Genomic DNA, 17591 nt, shown 5'->3' with positions numbered 1-17591 from the left:
CGGTCTCTCTGGCGGGAGTGCGGCGTCGCAGACTCGGACCCGGGGTCGGTCCCGCCGACCTGGTGCCCGCCGTGGAGTTCCGTGGAGCCCCGTACCCTGGCGTCACCCTCTGCGCCCGCTCCCGGTGGTCCCGCCTACGCCGGTCCCGCCCCAAATCCAGCGTCGCCGAAATTTGTCAGGTCACACGCAGGTCACACAAAAGAAAGAAGACACGGCTCTCGCCGTGTCTTCTTGGTGGAGGCGCCGGGAATCGAACCCGGGTCCGCAAGGCATCCAGTCTACCTTCGTTCACGTGCGTAGTCGCCATGCGCCGGCGACGGCGTTCGTAGATTCGGCTACGACCTATCCCTCACTGAATCTCGGCCGCGTTATCGAGGGCACCCTCACGCGACCCAGCCCTGTGGTTGACACCCTTAGAGTACTAGGACGACCTTCTCCTCGGATGGCTTAGCGGTTATTAGGCCGCAACAGCGTATGCGTTGTCGTTCGCACTTGTAACGTCCCGCTTGATAGGCGGAGCAGGAGCCGCCAGCACGCAGACAGACCTTCAGTCCCCACGTCGAAGCCGATCGCCCCCTCGTGGTTCGTTCAGACGGACCAAACATTGCTAGAAACTGCGCTGCCGTCAACCCCTTCGCGTCAGATCGCTCTGCCGCTGAGCGCGCCGTGCGGCGGCCGTCGGTCCGCGGTCTCGTCTTGGGTTGCCCGGGTCGGTCCGCCTCTTCCGGGCATTCTCTCTTCGGCCTGCCCCTCGGCGCCGTCCCTCACGCAGCCGTCCGCTTCCGCGGCTCCGCCGCGCTCCCCCTGCGTCCGCTCCGCTGCGCCCTGCCGCGCCCGCTCCCGCGCTTGCACCTGCTCGCGCTCGCGCCTGCCCCCGGGCGCGAGCGCCGCTTCCCCCGCTTGCGCCGCTCCCCGCTGCCGCTCCCCGCTGCCGCCCCCTCGCGCCGCTGCCGCCCCCTCGCGCCGCTTCCCCCGCTCGCGCCGCTTTCCCCGCGCGCGCCACCCCCACCGCCTCCCTCCGCCCCCGCCGCCCGCCTCCCGTCGCCTCCGCCCGCTCGCCAGCCGCTCTCGACGGCTCCCCGTGGCTCGGCTAAGAAGCCCGCGAAAAGGAAAAGGAGACGGGCAGCTTATGACGAGGATGGTCCAGTGCGTGAAGCTCGGCCGCGAGGCTGAGGGGCTGGAGAAGCCGCCGCTCAAGGGCGAGGTGGGCAAGCGGATTTACGACAGCGTCTCGAAGGAGGCGTGGCGGATGTGGCTGGAGCACTCGAAGATGCTGATCAACGAGTACCGCCTCGATCTGATCTCCGAGGCCGGCCAGCGGATCTGGATGACCGAGCTCGACAAGTACTTCTTCAGCGGCGGGAACGAGGCCGCGCAGCCGCCGCCCGACTTCGTGGCGCCCAAGGACAAGCCGGAGTAGCCGCCCCCCGTCGGCCCTGCCGCCGGCGGCGCTCCCGTCCACCTGCCGGCTGCGGTCCTGCGCTCACCCCCGGCTCATCCGCACCGCCTCTCCCCCCGGCCCGCTCACCCGGCCTCAACCCCCCGGGCCCCCCGGCCCCCCCCCGCTCACCCCCTCACTTCAGCGCCCCCGGCGCCGGCAGCGCCCCCCCGCCGCGCACGTACTCGATCAGCGCTGCGCCCATCTGCTTGTCGACCTTCTCGCACTTCGCGCTGACCGCCCCCATCGTCGCGCCCTTGCACTCCTTCCGCCGCTCGGCGACGATCTTGCCCACCTTCTCGTCGGCCTGGAACGCCTCGCGCGTCTTCTCATCCAGGCTCTTCCACGGGATCGGCGCGAACTTCGGCTTCGGCGGCACGTGCTGCCGGACCTCCTCCGTCATCAGCGACGCGCACGTCCCGTCCCAGCGCAGCACGTCGTAGCCGCCCCCGGCGCCGCTCACGACCATGCCCCCGGTGTCCGGCGCCCGGTGATAGAGGATCAGCACCTCCTCATCGAACAGCAGCTTGTCGTTCGAGGACGACCCGCCGGACGCGTTCCATGCCTCGGTGTCGCGCGTGAGGTACCCGCGCGTGAACGGCGACCCCTTGGCGAACAGGCTGAGCGCCACGTCCGGATAGAACCCGCTGCAGAGCCGCTTCACGAACGCCGCCGGCGGCACACACACATCGCCCTTCTGCTCGCACGTCGTCGGGATCTGCCTTGACGCATCCGCCGCCGCGTCCTCCTCCTTCTTCCCGTCCCCGTCCTCCGCCGCCTCGCCGCTCGCCGCGGCCGACGGCGCCGCCGCCTCGGCCTCCGCAGGCTCCGGCGCCGACGGAGGAGGCGCCGCGCCGCCACAAGCGACAAGGGAACCGATCAGAACAAGCACAAAAGAGCTCTGGACAGATCGCATGGCCCACGAACCTACCGGAGCCGGCACGCCCCTCCGCATGGAAAAACGACAACAACCCACGACGCAATGCGCCAGCACGACCGCGAAACATCGTGGCGCAACGCAGGAGATCCACCCCACCGTTCACAACGCAATGCGCCACCCGTCTCGACGGTTCCTCGCGACGGCCGTGATGGTTCAGTTTTCCGACAGCGCTTGACATCAGCTGCCCATCAGCAGAGTCTGAGCCGGTTCCGGCAGGAGGTGGTCATGCTGGATCTTTCTTCGTCCGCATCATCGTCATCGCGTGTTGGCGGTTCGCGTAAGTGGAAGTCTCACACAGACGCTCGTTCGTGGGGACGACGGGTGTCCGCTGGTCTCGGGGGGTGTGCGATACTCGCCTCCTGGGCGCTCCTCGCCGGCTGCGGCGCGGCCGAGGAGCAGCTCGAGCCGTGGGACACCGGCGAGGTGATCACGGGGGCAGGCGGCGGCTCCGCCTCGGGCGGGTGGGAGAGCGCCGCGGACGGCTCGGGCGGGACCGGGGGCGGCTGGCCGTCGTCCGCGAAGCTCGGGCCGCCGTATCCCATCGTGCTCGCCCACGGCTTCTTCGGATTCGAGGACTTCGCGGGCGCCGGATACGTCAGCTACTTCTACAACGTCAAGCAGACCCTCGCCGAGGGCAACGAAGCGGTGTTCACGCCCTCCGTCGATCCGTTCAACAGCTCCGAATACCGCGGCGCCCAGCTGATCGCGCGGATCGAGCAGATCCTCGCCGAGACGGGCCACGAGAAGGTGAATATCATCGCCCACTCGCAAGGCGGCCTCGACGCCCGCGTGGTCGCGCACGATCGGCCCGATCTCGTCGCCTCCGTCGTGACCGTCGCCACGCCGCACCTCGGGTCGAAGATCGCCGACATCGCGCTCCAGCTCGTCGCCCACGAGCGCCTGCAGGACGTGCTCGACGACCTGCTCAACGCGATCGGGGCGCCGCTCTACGACCAGATCGGCGAGGAGACGAGCGTGTTCGCGTCGCTCGAGCAGTTCTCGACGCCAGGCATCGAGGAGTTCAACGCGAGGTACACCGACTCTCCCGGGGTGTTCTACGCCTCCTTCGGCGGCAGGACCGACCGCGCGCTCGGCGGCCGCGACTGCACGGCGCTCGCCCCGGCGCCCTTCGTCGCGCAGTTCGACGACGGCCTCGATCCGGTGCACCCGCTGCTCTCGCTGACAGAGACCATCCTCGACGGCGGCTTCGGGGAGTCGATCCCGAACGACGGCCTGGTGCGCGCGCGGGACGCGCGCTGGGGCAACTTCTGGGGCTGTCTCCCCGCCGACCATTTCGACGAGATCGGCCAGCTCTTCGGGCAGAGCCCGGGCGAGGGGAACACCTGGCTCTATATCGACTTCTACCGCGCCGTGATCGAGCGGCTCCGGCAAGAAGGCCTCTGACCGCCGTCGAAAACCGCCCCGAGCGGCGCCCGGTCCAGTACCATGCCCGGCCGATGCTCAAGGCGCTGCTCACCTCGTCGCTCCCGCTGCTCGCCCTGCTCAGCGCGGCCTGCAGCAGCGACGTGCGCCGGTTCCCCCTGCGCGATCCGGTCTGGCGCGACGCCGATCTGAACCCCGTCTCGCTGCCCTGCCGGCCCGATCCCGAGGCGCCCAAGGACGACCCGCGGCACCGCCTCTGCACGCCGGAGCCGTACGAGTCGTCGTTCGCGTGGGACGCCGCCGACAACCTCGTCTTCCGGCCGGTGACGCGGTTCCTCGCCGTGGATCCGGGCGGGGAGGCGGTCAACGTCAACAGCGTCGACGAGGTGCCGGACTCGAGCTGGTTCACGAACCGGATCGGGAAGCGGCCGCTCTCCGTCGAGGAGCTCGTGAGCGGGCCCTGCGGCGACAAGACGCTCGACCCCGAGGCGCCGGACGGGTCCTGGGTCATCGACATGGGCAAGCCGAACGGCGCGAACCCCGGCTTCCGGATCAAGGTCGAGGGGGTCGGCAAGTTCATGCTCAAGGCCGATCCCGCGGAGCAGCCCGAGCGGGCGACCGGCGCCACCGCGATCGCGGCGCGCCTCTACCACGCGGCCGGCTACTGGGCGCCGTGCGACTCGGTGGTCTACCTGAAGCCTTCGGTCCTGAAGCTCTCGCCCGGGCTCACCGTGACCGACAACAGCGGCACCTCGAGGCCGTTCGATCAGGCGGCGCTCGACGGCGTGCTCGCCAAGGCCGCGAAGCGGGGGGACCGGGTCCGCATGGTCGCCTCGCGCTGGCTGCCGGGCCGCGCCCTCGGGCCGTTCAAGTACGAGGGGACCCGGGAGGACGACCCGAACGACGTCATCCCGCACGAGGACCGGCGCGACCTGCGCGGCGGGCGCCTGCTCGCGGCGTGGCTCAACCACTTCGACTCGCGCGAGCAGAACTCGATGGATGTCTGGCTCTCCGAGGACGAGGACGACAAGGACGCATCGCCCGGCCACGTGCGGCACTACTACATCGATCTCGGCGACTGCTTCGGCAGCGAGTGGGACTGGGAGGGCATCTCGAAGCGCCTCGGCCACGCCTACTACTTCGACGCCGAGTACGTGCTCCTCGACTTCGTCACGCTCGGCATCCCCGAGCGGCCGTGGGACCGGGCCACCCGCGACCCCCAGGGCGACATCTTCGGCTTCTTCAACGCCCGCGACTTCCGCCCGGAGCGCTGGCGGGGCGGCTACCCCAACCCGGCCTTCGGCCGCATGACCGAGCTCGACGGCGCCTGGGCCGCGCGCACGCTCGCCCGCTTCACGCCGGAGCTCGTCGAGGCCGCGGTGCGGGCCGGCGATTTCACCGCCCCGCGGCACACCGCGTGGCTGATCGACAAGCTCCTCCAGCGAAAGCAGGCGATCATGGCGCGGTACCTCACGCGCCTGTCGCCGATCGCCGACGTCGCCGTGGCCTCGCCGGCGGAGCTGTGCGGCGTCGACCTGGCGCGGCGCACCGGCGTCGCGCGCGCGCAAGATCTCCGCTACGACGCCGCGATGTACGCCGGCGAGGCGCTCGCCCTGCGCGCGCGGCCGGTCGTGCGCCCCTCGCCGGACGGCCGCGTGTGCCTGTCGCTCCCGCACATCGCCGATCAGGGCGGCGCGCCCGACGACGCGCCCTCGCGCTACGCGATCGTCGACATCCTCAACGGCCAGGCGCCCGGCCCGCTGCGCGTCCACCTCTACGACCTCGGCCCGCGCCGCGGCTACAAGCTCGTCGGCATCGAGCGCCCCGACGATCCATCCGCGCCCGACTGACCCTCTCAGCCCCGCCGCTCGGTCAGAATCCGCTGCTGGCGCCGACCATCAATCGCAGATCCTGCAGGCCGGCCCCCTGCTCGAAGGTCTCGGTCGCCGAGCCGATCAGGAAGTCGAAGGAGTGGTCGCGCGAGCTGCTCGTGCGCAGGCCGAGCACGAACGACATGCGCAGCAGGTCGAGCTCGAAGTCGCGGAGGTGCTCGCTGAACACGTTGCCCGCGGCCACCTGCACCGTGCCGTCGAGGAACGCCCAGATCGGGTATCGGTACTCCAGCGTCGCCGCGGCGGCGCTCCGCCCGCGGAGGCGCCCTTCGCGGAACCCGTGCATCGGCGCGCCGCCGCCGAGCTCGGTGAGCTCGGTGAAGGGGACCTCGTCGGGGCCGAGCGGGTCGGCGAAGGCCGCCGAGAGGACCAGGCTCACGATGCGGTCGTGCCCGGTGAGATCGACGAACCCGCCCAGCGAGCCGCCGTAGCGGATCCACCGGCTCTGCAGCGGCCGCTCCAGGTCGGCGGCGTGCTCGCCGGAGAGCTCCAGCCGGACGCCGTGGCCCCGCTCGGGGCGCGGCCGCCGCGAGTCGAGGGCGGCCCGGGCCCCGATGCGGTAGGCCGTGTACCCCGTGTCGAACGCGGGCGGCAGCGGATAACGGCCGTTCGCGACCCGCCAGCCGACCGTCGGCTCGCAGCAGATGTCGTCGAAATCGACGGTCTTCGCGCCGGTGTACGCCTCGACGAAGCTGAACGCGTCGAAATCGACGTGGACCGTCGCGCTCCCCTGGATGCTGTGGGCGGCGTAGCGGGCCCAGTCGCGCCCCAGGGACCTCGGGCCGATCCCCGCGAACAGCCGATCAGGCCGGGTGTCCGCCTCGCCGCGGAGCTTCAGGTACGCGCGCCCGTCGAGCGGGATGCGGTCGGCGATCGTGAGCCGCAGCCAGTCGACGCCGCCCGTCGCCGCGTGCACGCGGAGCTCGTTGCCCGGGAAGAACAGGTCGTCGTAGAAGAAGTAGACGCCGACGCTCTCGCGAAAGCCGAAGTCGAAGAGCGCCGTCGGGACGATGCCAATCGTGTCGTTGGGCCCGAAGGTGAAGATGTCCTTGAGCTCCTCGATCCACTCGCCCTTCTCCGCCGCGACCGTGAGGTAGCCGAGCGGCCGCCGGACCAGGTACTCGCTGGCGAGGTAGGCGGGGAAGAACAGGACGCGCGGCACCCAGAGGAGCGCGTCGCCGGCGCTCGCCCCCTCGTCCGGGCGACCATCGTAGTCGGGCAGGGGGCGCCTCGCGCTGGGCGCCTGCGGCGCCGCGACGGGAGGCCGCGCCGGCGCGGCCGCCGCGCGGGGCGCTGGCGGAGATCCCGGGGCCGGAGGTGGCGCCGCGGCCGCGGGCGCTGCGGCTCCCGCCTGCGGCGCGGCCGCCCCAGTCTGCGGCGCGGCCGCCCCAGTCGCGCCCCCCGTCTGCTGCTGCGCGGCCGCCCCCGGCCGCGGCTCAGCGGCCCCCGCCTGCGGCGCGGCCTGCGCCTCGGCGCACAGCGACAGCACCGCGCAGCTCGCGAGCGCGGCCGTGCGCCGCCGAAAGCCCGTGCCGATCGCGCGCGTCCATCCCTTCTCGTCAGGTCCCAATCCGCCTCGTCTCTCGCACGTCGCCGCGCGGGAGCCTAGCGGAGTTCCCGACCGGCGGGACGTTTGTCCGCGCGGCGCGCCCTCTGTCCAACGCCCTGTACGGCGCTTCACACACGCGACGCCGCGACGGAGGTTGCCGGCCGGGACCAGGCTGGATAGCCTCCCGCGCTCGGGCATCGGTCCTGTTCCGGTGCCGCCTGAACGGCGGTTGTCCCGGGATGGAGCGGCGCGTGGCGAGCACTGGCGAGAACGAGACACCGGCCCGAGGGGTCCTTCACCGGCTCCTGTCGATCTTCGCCGAGGTGAAGCCGCGCGAGGTCTTCAGCGTCCTCGTCCTGACGCTGAACGTCTTCCTCCTGCTCACGGGCTACTATCTCCTCAAGGTAGTCCGCGAGCCGCTCATCCTCGCGGGCGGCGGGCTCGAGATCGGCGGGCAGAAGCTCGACCTCGACGGCCCCGAGGTGAAGGCTTACGCGGCGGCGGGCCAGGCGCTGCTCCTCGTCGGCGTGGTCCGCGCCTACGGCGCCATGGCCCGGCGCTTCGGGCGCATGCAGCTCACCACCGCGCTGACGCTCTTCTTCGCCGGGAACCTCGTCATCTTCTTCTTCCTCGCGCGCCTCGGCGTCCCCCTCGGGGTGCCGTTTTACCTGTGGGTGGGCTGCTTCAACCTCACGGTGATCGCGCAGTTCTGGTCGTTCGCCAACGACGTCTACACCCCCGAGCAGGGCAAGCGGCTCTTCGCGATCGTCGGTATCGGGAGCTCGCTCGGCGCCATGTTCGGCGCGCAGATCGCGAAGCGCGTCTACGTGCCAATCGGCCCCTACAACATGATGCTCGTCGCGGCGGGCGTGCTGCTCGCCTGCCTGTGGCTCACCTACCTCGTCCACCGCGACGACCTCGCGGGCCCGGGCGGCGGGCCGAAGAAGGCCGACGCGCCGCCCGGCGGCGCGGCCGGCGGCTTCAAGATCATCGCCGGCGACCGCTATCTCCTCCTCATCGCCGCCCTGACGCTCGTCCTCAACTGGGTGAACTCGACCGGCGAGTACATCCTCGATCGCACCCTGATCGAGTCCGCCACGAGCGCGCTCGGCCAGGAGAGCGCGCCGGCCGCCGCCGGAGAGAAGGCGCCGGCCGCCGCCGGCGAGGAGGCGCCGGCCGCCGCGGGCGAGAAGGCGCCGGCCGCCGCCGAGGGCGCGGACCCGGGCGCGCCGCTCGCCGCGGGCGCCCCGGTCTACCTCGTCGATCCGGAGGCGTCGCGCCTGCTCGAGGGGAAGATCGCCGCGGTCAAGGGCGCCGCGTTCGACGTCGAGGCCGGCGGCAAGGTCGTCGAGGGCGCCGAGAAGGGGCTCGTCCACCCGCGCACCGAGAAGGGGAAAAAGGCGGCGCTCGGCGCGATCATCGGCACCTTCAAGGGCGATTTCTTCTACTGGGTGAACACCCTCGGCGTCGTCCTGCAGCTCTTCCTGGTCTCCCGCATCTTCAAGTACTTCGGCGTGCGGTTCGCCCTGTTCATCCTCCCGACCATCGCCCTCCTCGGCAATGCGTCCCTCGCGGTCCTGCCGGCGCTCGCCGTCGTGCGCGTCGCGAAGATCGCCGAGAACAGCACCGACTACTCGGTCCAGAACACGGCGCGGCAGGCGCTCTTCCTGCCGGTCGGCCGCGACGCGAAGTACAGCGCCAAGGCCGCCATCGACACCTTCGTCGTCCGCGCGGGCGACGTGCTCGCCGCCGTCGGGGTGATCGTCGGCCAGGTGCTCGCGCTCTCCGTCCGGCACTTCGCCATGGTCAACATCGCGCTCGCCCTCGCGTGGCTCGGCGTCGTGGTCGGCATCGCCCGGGAGCACAAGCGGCGCGCCGCGGACGAGCAGGACGCCGAGGACCTGAAGGCCGCGTAGCCTCAGGGCCGGCCCGCCGCCGCCTCCGCCTTCCAGGCCTCGTAGGCCTCCATCAGGGCCAGGTACACCCAGCGGCCGATCACCTCGGCCCCCGCGCCCGACGGGTGCGCGAGATCGGCGCCGCCGAGCCCCCGCTGGACCCACACCCCCATCGAGCCGGAGCCGCCCATCGCGCCGAACGTGTCGAAGTAGCCGCACCCGACCTGCCCGGCCACCCGGCGCTGGATCGCCGCGAGCTTCGGGATCACCGGCCGGCTCCGGTAGACCTCGCCCTTCTTGTCGGCGCGATCCATCGGGCCGACGAGCAAGCACGACGACTCGGGCAGCGCCGCTTTCACCTGATCGAGCACCGCCTTCATCGTCGACTCGACCTGATCGAGCGGGAACAGCTCGCCGTCCTCGCTCTCGTTCATGCCGTACTGGAACACCGTCAACGACGGGTTCCGCGCGCGCAGCTGCTCGGCGAAGTGGGCGTCGTCGCTCTTGTCGAGGAAGCGGATGCGGCAGCCCTGGATGCCGATCGCGTCGAGCACCACCCCCGGCGTGTCCCGCTCCATCCAGACCCCGAACGCGCGCACCCCCGGCCCGCGCGCCCACACCTCGAGCGCGTGCGGCCCGTCGGGCACCTCGTAGGTCGCGATCGCCGAGCTGACCGCGTCGGCCCGCGTGTCGATCGTCTCGCGGCTCTCGCCGTCGATCTTGATCTCCATCCGCCCGCCCTCGGGGTGCTTCAGGTAATCGACGGCGAACCGCGACACCGCGCGCCCGTAGCTCCCGGTCTCCGCGGTCGCGAAGCGCGAGAACACCCCCGCGCCCTGCGAGCGGAACGACACGCCCCCGAGCCCGTACAGCCCGTCCTTGGCGAACGGGCCGACGACGCGGCTCACCTGCCAGCCCGGGCCGGCGGAGCGCACCACGTCGTTGTGGAAATATCCAGGCCACGCGTTGGCCATCAGCATGAACCCGTGGCCCGCGTCGCCGAACCGCTTCTGCAGCTTGCGCCGCAGCGTCGCGGTCACGAAGTCGCTCGCCACGATGGAGTCGCCGAAGTAGGTGACGCGCGCGATCGACCCCGGCGCCTTGCGCTCCACCGCGGCGAGCGCGCGGAAGAACGGCGTCATCGCCTTGCCGCTCGGGTCCTCGATCGGGCGCGGCGGCTTCCCCTCGGAGGCGACCGCGGCCGGCACGAGCTCGGCGGCCGCGGGCGGCAGCGCGACCTCCTCGGGCTGGCGCAGCTCGGCCTGCTCGGTGGTCTCCGTGGCGAGCGTCGTCTCCCCGACCGACGCGACGGGCGCCGGCGCCGGGACCACGACGAGCCCCTCGCCCTCGGGCAGCGGCGTGAGCAGCCGCAGCCGCGAGAGGCGCGGGTGCGCGTAGGGCAAGAGCACGAGCAGCGCGAGCGTGGCCAGCGCGCCGGCCGCCGGCGAGACGAGCCCGTTCCGCGGCGGCGAGCCCGCCGGCGCGCCTCCCGCGGGCGGCGCGCCGCCGGGCGGGGGAGCGCCGTGGTCGGCCGGCTCGCGATCGGAAGGCCCGTGGACGGCCGGCTCGTGGGCGCTGGTGCTGCTCGTGGAGGTCATCGATGCGCGGACGGGAGAGGAGGGGGGCGCTCTGCGACGGCGTCCACGCTCAGAGGCCGGCGTCCGGAGGAGCGTTGCGCTTCTCCAGCTTGTCCAGCGCCGCGGTCGCCCTGTCGCGGCAGCTCATGTCGCCCTGGTGGATGCAGATCGCGCGCAGCAGCTTGATCTCGCTGGCCGACGCGCGCCCGCCCCAGACCTTCGGCTCGAGCGCCTTGCGCTGCGCCGGGTACGAGCTCGAGTCGAGCGGAGCGCTCGCCTGCGGGGCCCCGGTGCCCGCGGCGCTGGGCGCCGAGGAGGCCGGCGGCGCTGGCGCGGGCGTGTGCGCGTGCTGCTGCGGGGACCAGGACATCTGCGGCGCGCCCTGCGGCGCGGGCTCCGGCTCGGGCGGCGCCTCGGGGTCGACCTGCCGCCGCATCTCGGCCACCCGCTCGCGGAGCGCCGTCGGGACGCCCGGGGTCTTCGCGATCTCGTTGAGCAGCGAGAGCTTCTCGCTCTTCGTCGCGGCCCGCTCGACCTGCTGGAACATCCCCTCCGCCCAGCGCTCCTCGATCTCCCGGAAGCGCTGCGTCTCCCGGGCCGGCGCCGTCTCGGCGATCTCCTGCAGCTTCCGGTGCGCGGCGTCGATGTTCCCCGCGCGGAGGTGCTCGTGCGCCGCGTCGAGGATCTGCGCGTCGTTCCCCCCGACCTCCGGCGTCGCGGGCCGCGCGTCCGGCTCGGGCGCCGCCGGCCCCTGCGAGCGCGCGCGGGTGACCGCGACCACGGCGATGGCGAGGATCACCGCCACCGCGAGGAGGATCCCCACCGCCTTGCTCGCCCCGCCGAGCGAGCGGGACGACTGCACCGCGGGCGCCACGCTCCCGTACACGCCCGCCGAGGCGGCGCCGCCGTCCGGTCCGGCGCGAAAGATCTTGCCCGCGGCGACGAAGCGGAGCCGCACGTCGCCGAGCTCGAGCGCGTCGCCCGCCTCGAGCAGCCCGCGCTTCAGCTCGACGCCGTTGATGCGCACGCCGTTGGCGCTCTGCTTGTCGACGACCTCGTAGCGGCCGTTGCCGAGGCTGATGAGCTCCGCGTGCAGGCGGCTCACGGAGCTGTGGTTGATCGAGATCGTCGCGTCCTCGGAGCGCCCGATGGTGAAGCGCTCCCCGTCGAGCGGGAACTCCGCGCCGGGCGTCGGGCCGACGACCATGACGAGCCGGTTCGGGCGGGTGTGGAGCGGCAGGTGCGCGGTGCTGCGGCTGCCGGGCGGCGGCGTCGGGCTCGTCACCGCGGACGAGAGCGCCTCATCGACGATCTCGATGCGGTAGTCGCCGAGCTGCACGAGGTCGCCGTGGCGCAGGTGCTGCTCGCCGGTGACGCGGCCGCCGTTGACGAACGTGCCGTTGTAGCTCTCGAGATCGCGGATGATCCAGCCCTGGCCGTTCTTGACCAGCGTCGCGTGGCGCCGCGAGACGTTGCGGTCGGTCAGCCGGATCGAGTTCGACTCTCCGCGCCCGAGCGCATACTCCTCATGGGCGAGGGGGAGCCCCGTCTGTTTCCCCTCGTCATCCTCGATCGTCAGCTTCCACATAGCGGGTTCGGGGCATTCAGGCGACGCCAGGCTCGCCCCGCGAGCCGCTGTGGATCGGTGGCATCCGCCGCTCGCCGTGCGAGCCTCCTCTTCGAGGCCGGACTACTTTAGCGAGTCCGCCTCCGGGAAGGCAATGACGGCGCGTCGGCCGATGGCGAGCGGCCGGGACCGCGGCGTTTCGCCGGCCTCCGGCGGCCAGCGGCCGACGGCGCCGGGCAAGAACCCGGCGGGCCAGCAGGCGGGCGCGCGGGCGAGGGCGCGCTCGCAGGCGCCGAGAGCCGCCGTGCGCCGCGCGCCGCCGGCTGGACGCGGTGTCGCCGCGCCCGCAAGCGGCGTCGCCGCGCCCGCACGTGGTGTCGCCGCGCCCGCAAGCGGCGTCGCCGCGCCCGCAAGCGGCGTCGCCGCGCCCGCGCACAGCCGCGGCGGAACGTCGCGGCCGCGCGGCGTTCCGCCCCGGGTCCGCGCTCGGCGCGGCGCGCAGCGGGCTAATGGCCGCCTCCCACGGGCCGAAACGGGTGGAGGAACGCCGACAGCGCCCCCGGGTTCCGGGTCTGCAGCCAGAGCCGCCCGTGGCCCTGGAGCTCGCAGACGAGCCCCTCGCCGGACAGGAACAGGCCCTTCAGGCCGGCCAGCTTGCGCACCTGATACCGCAGGCCCTCGGTGAACGCGAGCAGGTGTGTGTTGTCGCAGATATATCCCTGGTGCTCGCGGCCGACGTCGATCGCGTGGATACCGCCGTAGCTCGAGAACCAGATCAGCCCCTCGCCGTAGGCCCGCAGGAGCGACAGGCCGCCGGCGAAGAAGCCCTTGGCCCCCTGCCACTTCGTGTCGAGCGTGATGCCGGGCGTGGAGGCGAGATAGGCGCCCGACTGGAGGAAGACCTCCATCCCCGAGCGCAGGATGATGCGCTCGATCGACCCCTCGGGCGCCGGCGCGAGCCGCATGGACTGCATGGGCGCGGTCGCCGTGAACGTGTTCTGGAAGAGGCTCTCTCCGGCCGTCAGCCTGCGCTTGAGCGCGCTGGCGAGCCCGCCTTGCAGGCTCGTCTTCATGTCGATGGCCGCGTCGCGCGCGACCATCGCGCCGCTCTCGGCGATGATCTGCTCGCCGGCGTGCTCGAAGGTCACGTGGAGCACGCCGAACTCGGGGTTGTCTCGGATCTCGTCGCGCACGCATTCCCCTCGGTCTCTAGGGTTGCCGCGGGGCGAGCCGCGCGCCGATCGCCGCGCCGTACCGGCCGGCGTTGCGCGACTGGACCCACAGGCTGCCGCTGCCCTCGACGTGGCAGACGAGCCCCTCGCCCGAGAGCCACGTGCCGAGCCACGTCGACGTGTTCTTGCCGATCCGGCACGAGAGCGTCGACTCCCACGCTGCGAGGTGGCCCGTGTCGATGACGACGTGGCCTCTCACCGGGAGCTCCTCGAGCGCGCCGAAGGCGCCGATGATCATCTGACCTTGCCCGGCCGTCTCGAGGGCGAAGAGCCCCGCTCCCGAGAAGAAGCCGCGCAGGCCGCCCGAGCGCGTCTTCACGTCGACCTCCGGGCTGGACGCGACATAGGCGCTGCTCTGGACGCACCATTGCCTGTCGCCCACCTCGAGCACCGCCATGTCCCCGGACAGCGGCGTCGCGAACAGCACCTCTGCGTGGCCGCCCTCCGCGATGAACGAGTTCCGGTAGAACGACTCTCCGGCCAGCATCCGCTTCAGGCCCGACATGATGCCGCCCGACTGCGTCTCCACCCGCACGTTGGTCGACATGCCCACGAGCGCGCCGCTCTCGGCGATCACGTGCTCGCCCGGCGCGAGCCAGCACTGCGCGAGGGCCTGGGAGGGACGGTAGAGGAGATTCACCTGCATCGGACGTCTCCGTCGCCCCTCAGGGCGGCAGCAGCGGCGCGAGCCACCCCACGAGCGCGCCGGCGCTGCGCGACTGGATCAGCACGCGGCCGCGGCCGGTGAACTCGCACACCACGCCTTCGCCGGAGACCATGAGGCCCATGAGCCCCCCGCCAGGGCTCCTGATCTTGAGCGCGAGCGACGCGTCGAACCCGACGAGGTGCCCGCTGTCCACGATGAGCGACCCGTCGCAGGGGAGCTCCTCGATCGCGCCGTAGCTCGTGATCCAGAGAGCGCCGACGCCGGAGGCCTCGATGAAGAAGACGCCCTCGCGCGCGAGGACGGCGCGCAGCCCACCCCAGCGCACCTTCACGTCGATGTCGCCCGCGCTCGCGAGGTAGGCGCCGGCGCTGAAGAGCATCGTCTCCCCGCGGAGGGGGACGTGCTTGACGCGGCCGCTGAGCGGCGGGGCGAGCCACACCCACCCGCCCTCCGGCGCCTCGATGTGGTTCACGAAGAACGTCTCGCCGCCCGCGAGCTTCCGGAGCAGCGCGACGACTAGCGCCTTGAGCCGCCCGAAGAGCCCGGCGCCGCGGCCGGCGTTGAGCCGGACGACCGTGCGCAGGCTCGGCGAGCGCGCGACCATCGCGCCCGCCTCCGCGAGCAGCGCCTCGCCCGGATCGAGGCTGACCTCCAGCAGCGCGGACGACGGCTCATGCTTGGTGCGATGCTGCATTCGTCTACCCGCGGGGCACGTACATATAACGGACCCACGGCGGGAGCGGAAGCGGGAAGAAGGTGTGTCGAGGTGAGCCGGCGCGGCGTATTTCATGTTTTCTGTCCAGCGGCTCGCTCGCGCTGACTTCTACCCTTCGGCGTGGGTAGACTGAGCGCGTGAGCGACAGGCGACTTACGGCCTCCGAGCCGACGCCCCGCACCGAGCCGCGCAGCGAGCAGGGCCAGGGGTCCGGCTTCGTCGCCGCGCCCCAGCGCATCGCCGGGCGCTACGAGATCCTCGGCCTGCTCGGCACCGGCGGCATGGGCAGCGTCTATCGCGTCCGCGACCTCGAGCTCGACGAGGTGGTCGCCCTCAAGATGCTGCGGCGCGATCTCGCCGACTCGGCCGGGATGCTCGAGCGCTTCCGGCAGGAGGTGAAGCTCGCGCGCCGCGTGACGCACCGGAACGTCGCGCGGACGTTCGACTTCGGCGACCACGAGGGCGAGAAGTTCCTCACGATGGAGTGCGTCGACGGCGAGTCGCTGCACAGCGTGCTCGCGCGGACGGGCCCGATGCCGGCGCAGCAGGTCATCGGCATCGGCTGCGCCCTGTGCGACGGGCTCGGCGCCGCGCACGCGGCCGGCATCGTGCACCGCGACCTCAAGCCCGAGAACGTGCTCCTCGACAGGGGCGGGCGGGTCGTCATCACCGACTTCGGCATCGCCCGCACCTCGTCCGGGCCGAGCGCCGGCGAGTCGTCCGGCTTCGTGCTCGGCTCCCCCGCGTACATGTCGCCGGAGCAGCTGACCGGCGAGCCCGACATCGACGCGCGCACCGACATCTACGCGCTGGGCATGATCCTCTTCGAGTGCCTGACCCACCGGCGCGCGTGGCCGGGCGCCGGCGCGATCGCGGCCGCGATGGCCCGGCTCAGGTCCCCGCCGCCGGATCCGCGCTCGGTCCGTCCGGACGTGCCCCTCGCCGTCGCGGACGTCGTCCTGCGGTGCATGGCGATGCGCCGCGAGGATCGCTACGCGAGCGCGGCCGAGGCCCACCGCGCGCTCCTGCTCGCGCGCTCGCGGGTGTCGATCGCCCCGCAGCCGGCGCAGTCGCTCGCCTCGGTGATCGCCGCGTCCGCGGCCACGGCCGCGCCGACCGCGCCGCAGCCGATCGAGCAGAACCCGACCCGCGTCGCCGCGTCGGTCGAGGCGGTCACCGCGCCGCAGCCGCGGCTCATGTCGCCGACGCTGTCGGCGCCCGTGCCCACGCCGGCGCCCACGTCGCCGCCCTCGTCCGCGTCCTCGCCGGGGCTGAAGACCGTCGCCGTGCTCCCGTTCCGCAACGTCGGCGCCCCGGACGACGAGTACCTCGCCGACGGCTTCACCGAGGATCTCACCGACACCCTCTCGATGACGGCCGGCCTCAAGGTGCGGCCGCGCGCCGCGGTGTCCCGGGTGCGGCTCGACGGCCGCGACCCGCGGGACATCGGCCGCGAGCTCGGCGTGCAGGTCGTGGTCGAGGGGTCGCTCCGCCGCACCGGCGGCGGCTACGGGCACGACGCGCCGCGCTCGCAGCCGTCGGCGCCGTACTCGCGGCCGGGCTCGCGCCTGCCGCCGGCGGGCGTGCGCGTGACCGCGCGCGTCATCAGCGTCGAGGACGGGTTCCAGCTCTGGGCGAAGCGGTTCGACAGCTCGCCCGAGGCGCTGCTCGCGGTGAGCGACGACGCGGCGAGCGCCATCGCCGGGGCGCTCACCGTCGACGCCGCCAGCCGCGAGCGCGAGGCGCCGAGCGACCCGCGCGCGATCGACCTGTACCTGCGCGCCCGCCACCAGCTGCGGCACCTCTGGTACGGCGACGCCGCGCCGGCCGTGTCGCTCTTCGAGGAGGCGCTGTCCTTCTCTCCGAACGACCCGAGCATCCTCTCCGGCTACGCCATCGCCTCGGCGCGGCTGATGGCCGCGCAGGGCGACGGCAGGGCGCAGCTCGCGAAGGCGCAGCAGGCGGCCGAGCGGTCGATCGCGCTCGCCCCCTCGCTCGGCGAGCCGTGGGTGGCGCTCGCGACGGTCCGCTTCAGCGCGTCCGACCCCATCGGCGCCGTGCCGGCGCTGCGCAAGGCGCTGCAGCGCGCGCCGAGCCTGGCCAAGGCGCACGAGCTGCTCGGCCGCATCCTCCTCGAGGCGGGGCTCGTCGACGAGGCGGTCTTCCGGCTCGACACCGCGCTGTCGCTGGACCCGGGCGAGCTGTTCCCGCGCTGGGAGCTCGCGCGCGGCCGGGCGCTGGTCGGCGACTGGGCGGGGGCCGGCGTGCTGCTCGACACGCCCGCGGAGGACCCGTCGAGCCGCTTCCACAAGGCGATCATGCGCGCCCGGTTCGGGCTGTGGCGCGGCGCCCCGTACCCCATCGACGACCTCTTGCCGCTGTCGGCGGAGAACGTCCCGGTCCAGTACGCCCGCATCTACCGCGACGTGCTCGCGACGTCGCGGCTCTCGGACGAGCAGCGGGCGTTCTTGCGGGCGAAGTCGGACGGCTCGGAGCCGGGCAGCCGCCTGCGCCCGCTCTTCCTCCAGATGGAGGCGGAGATCCTCGCCTTCCTCGGCGAGGACGACGCGTTCTTCCGCACGCTCGCGAGCGCGGTGGAGGCGGGGCTCTTCGACGCCCTCTGGATGCAGCGCTGCGCGGTGCTCGATCGCGCGCGGCCCTCCGCGCGCTTCGCCCCGCTCCGCGCGCGCGTCGAGGAGCGTGCCGCGGCGGTCGTCGCCGCGTTCAGGGCCTGAG

12 protein-coding genes and 1 other RNA gene are annotated in these 17591 nt (G+C 72.8%); 5 read left to right on the top strand and 8 right to left on the bottom strand.

The genetic code is table 11. The features are described 5' to 3' along the window. Nucleotides 1-232: 232 nt before the first annotated feature. Nucleotides 233-577, bottom strand: a transfer-messenger RNA (tmRNA) gene (gene ssrA, locus WMF33_RS36585). A gap of 552 nt (nt 578-1129) precedes the next feature. On the opposite strand from ssrA, the gene WMF33_RS36580 reads away from it, so the two are divergent. Continuing rightward, nucleotides 1130-1420, top strand: coding sequence for an oxidative damage protection protein (locus WMF33_RS36580; protein ID WP_061626489.1), 291 nt, complete (start codon nt 1130-1132; stop codon nt 1418-1420). Nucleotides 1421-1574: 154 nt separating this feature from the next. On the opposite strand, the gene WMF33_RS36575 is transcribed toward WMF33_RS36580, so the two are convergent. After that, nucleotides 1575-2354 (bottom strand): hypothetical protein, encoded by a 780-nt coding sequence (locus tag WMF33_RS36575; protein WP_437332945.1) that lies wholly within the window; start codon nt 2352-2354, stop codon nt 1575-1577. Between the two features lie 345 nt (nt 2355-2699). On the opposite strand from WMF33_RS36575, the gene WMF33_RS36570 reads away from it, so the two are divergent. Both WMF33_RS36570 and WMF33_RS36565 read left to right on the top strand, forming a co-directional pair. Then, nucleotides 2700-3782 (top strand): alpha/beta fold hydrolase, encoded by a 1083-nt coding sequence (locus tag WMF33_RS36570; RefSeq protein ID WP_437332944.1) that lies wholly within the window; start codon nt 2700-2702, stop codon nt 3780-3782. Nucleotides 3783-3835: 53 nt separating this feature from the next. Then, entirely contained in the window at nt 3836-5611 is a 1776-nt protein-coding gene (locus tag WMF33_RS36565) for a hypothetical protein (RefSeq protein ID WP_437332943.1), read from the top strand. A 22-nt stretch (nt 5612-5633) separates the two neighbouring features. Here WMF33_RS36565 and WMF33_RS36560 read toward each other — a convergent pair whose 3' ends face one another. After that, nucleotides 5634-7223 carry a BamA/TamA family outer membrane protein gene (locus tag WMF33_RS36560; RefSeq protein ID WP_437332942.1) on the bottom strand — a complete coding sequence of 530 codons (1590 nt, stop codon included), beginning with the start codon at nt 7221-7223 and terminating at the stop codon, nt 5634-5636. 230 nt (nt 7224-7453) lie between these two features. On the opposite strand from WMF33_RS36560, the gene WMF33_RS36555 reads away from it, so the two are divergent. Next, complete coding sequence (locus WMF33_RS36555) at nt 7454-9118, top strand: NTP/NDP exchange transporter (RefSeq protein ID WP_437332941.1); 1665 nt, start codon at nt 7454-7456, stop codon at nt 9116-9118. A 2-nt stretch (nt 9119-9120) separates the two neighbouring features. Here the strand turns inward: WMF33_RS36555 and WMF33_RS36550 are convergent, their stop codons facing one another. The 5 genes from WMF33_RS36550 to WMF33_RS36530 all read right to left on the bottom strand — a co-directional run bounded on the left by WMF33_RS36550 (nt 9121) and on the right by WMF33_RS36530 (nt 14834). Then, entirely contained in the window at nt 9121-10695 is a 1575-nt protein-coding gene (locus WMF33_RS36550; protein WP_437332940.1) for a GDSL-type esterase/lipase family protein, read from the bottom strand. A gap of 49 nt (nt 10696-10744) precedes the next feature. Beyond that, nucleotides 10745-12262 (bottom strand): FHA domain-containing protein, encoded by a 1518-nt coding sequence (locus WMF33_RS36545; protein ID WP_437332939.1) that lies wholly within the window; start codon nt 12260-12262, stop codon nt 10745-10747. Between the two features lie 485 nt (nt 12263-12747). Next, entirely contained in the window at nt 12748-13434 is a 687-nt protein-coding gene (locus WMF33_RS36540) for a TIGR00266 family protein (RefSeq protein ID WP_061623586.1), read from the bottom strand. Between the two features lie 16 nt (nt 13435-13450). Continuing rightward, on the bottom strand, nt 13451-14119 hold the full coding sequence (locus WMF33_RS36535) for a TIGR00266 family protein (protein ID WP_061623585.1): 669 nt from the start codon (nt 14117-14119) through the stop codon (nt 13451-13453). 19 nt (nt 14120-14138) lie between these two features. Further along, nucleotides 14139-14834 carry a TIGR00266 family protein gene (locus WMF33_RS36530; RefSeq protein ID WP_437332938.1) on the bottom strand — a complete coding sequence of 232 codons (696 nt, stop codon included), beginning with the start codon at nt 14832-14834 and terminating at the stop codon, nt 14139-14141. Between the two features lie 158 nt (nt 14835-14992). Between WMF33_RS36530 and WMF33_RS36525 the strand changes: the two genes are divergently transcribed. After that, on the top strand, nt 14993-17590 hold the full coding sequence (locus WMF33_RS36525) for a protein kinase domain-containing protein (RefSeq protein ID WP_437332937.1): 2598 nt from the start codon (nt 14993-14995) through the stop codon (nt 17588-17590). The last annotated feature ends 1 nt before the right edge of the window (nt 17591 follow it).

The sequence above is a fragment of the Sorangium sp. So ce394 genome, from assembly GCF_051474665.1.
Lineage (GTDB): Bacteria > Myxococcota_A > Polyangia > Polyangiales > Polyangiaceae > Sorangium > Sorangium cellulosum_D.
Note: the sequence above shows the minus strand (reverse complement) of the source record. Positions and strands in the feature narration are given on the sequence as shown.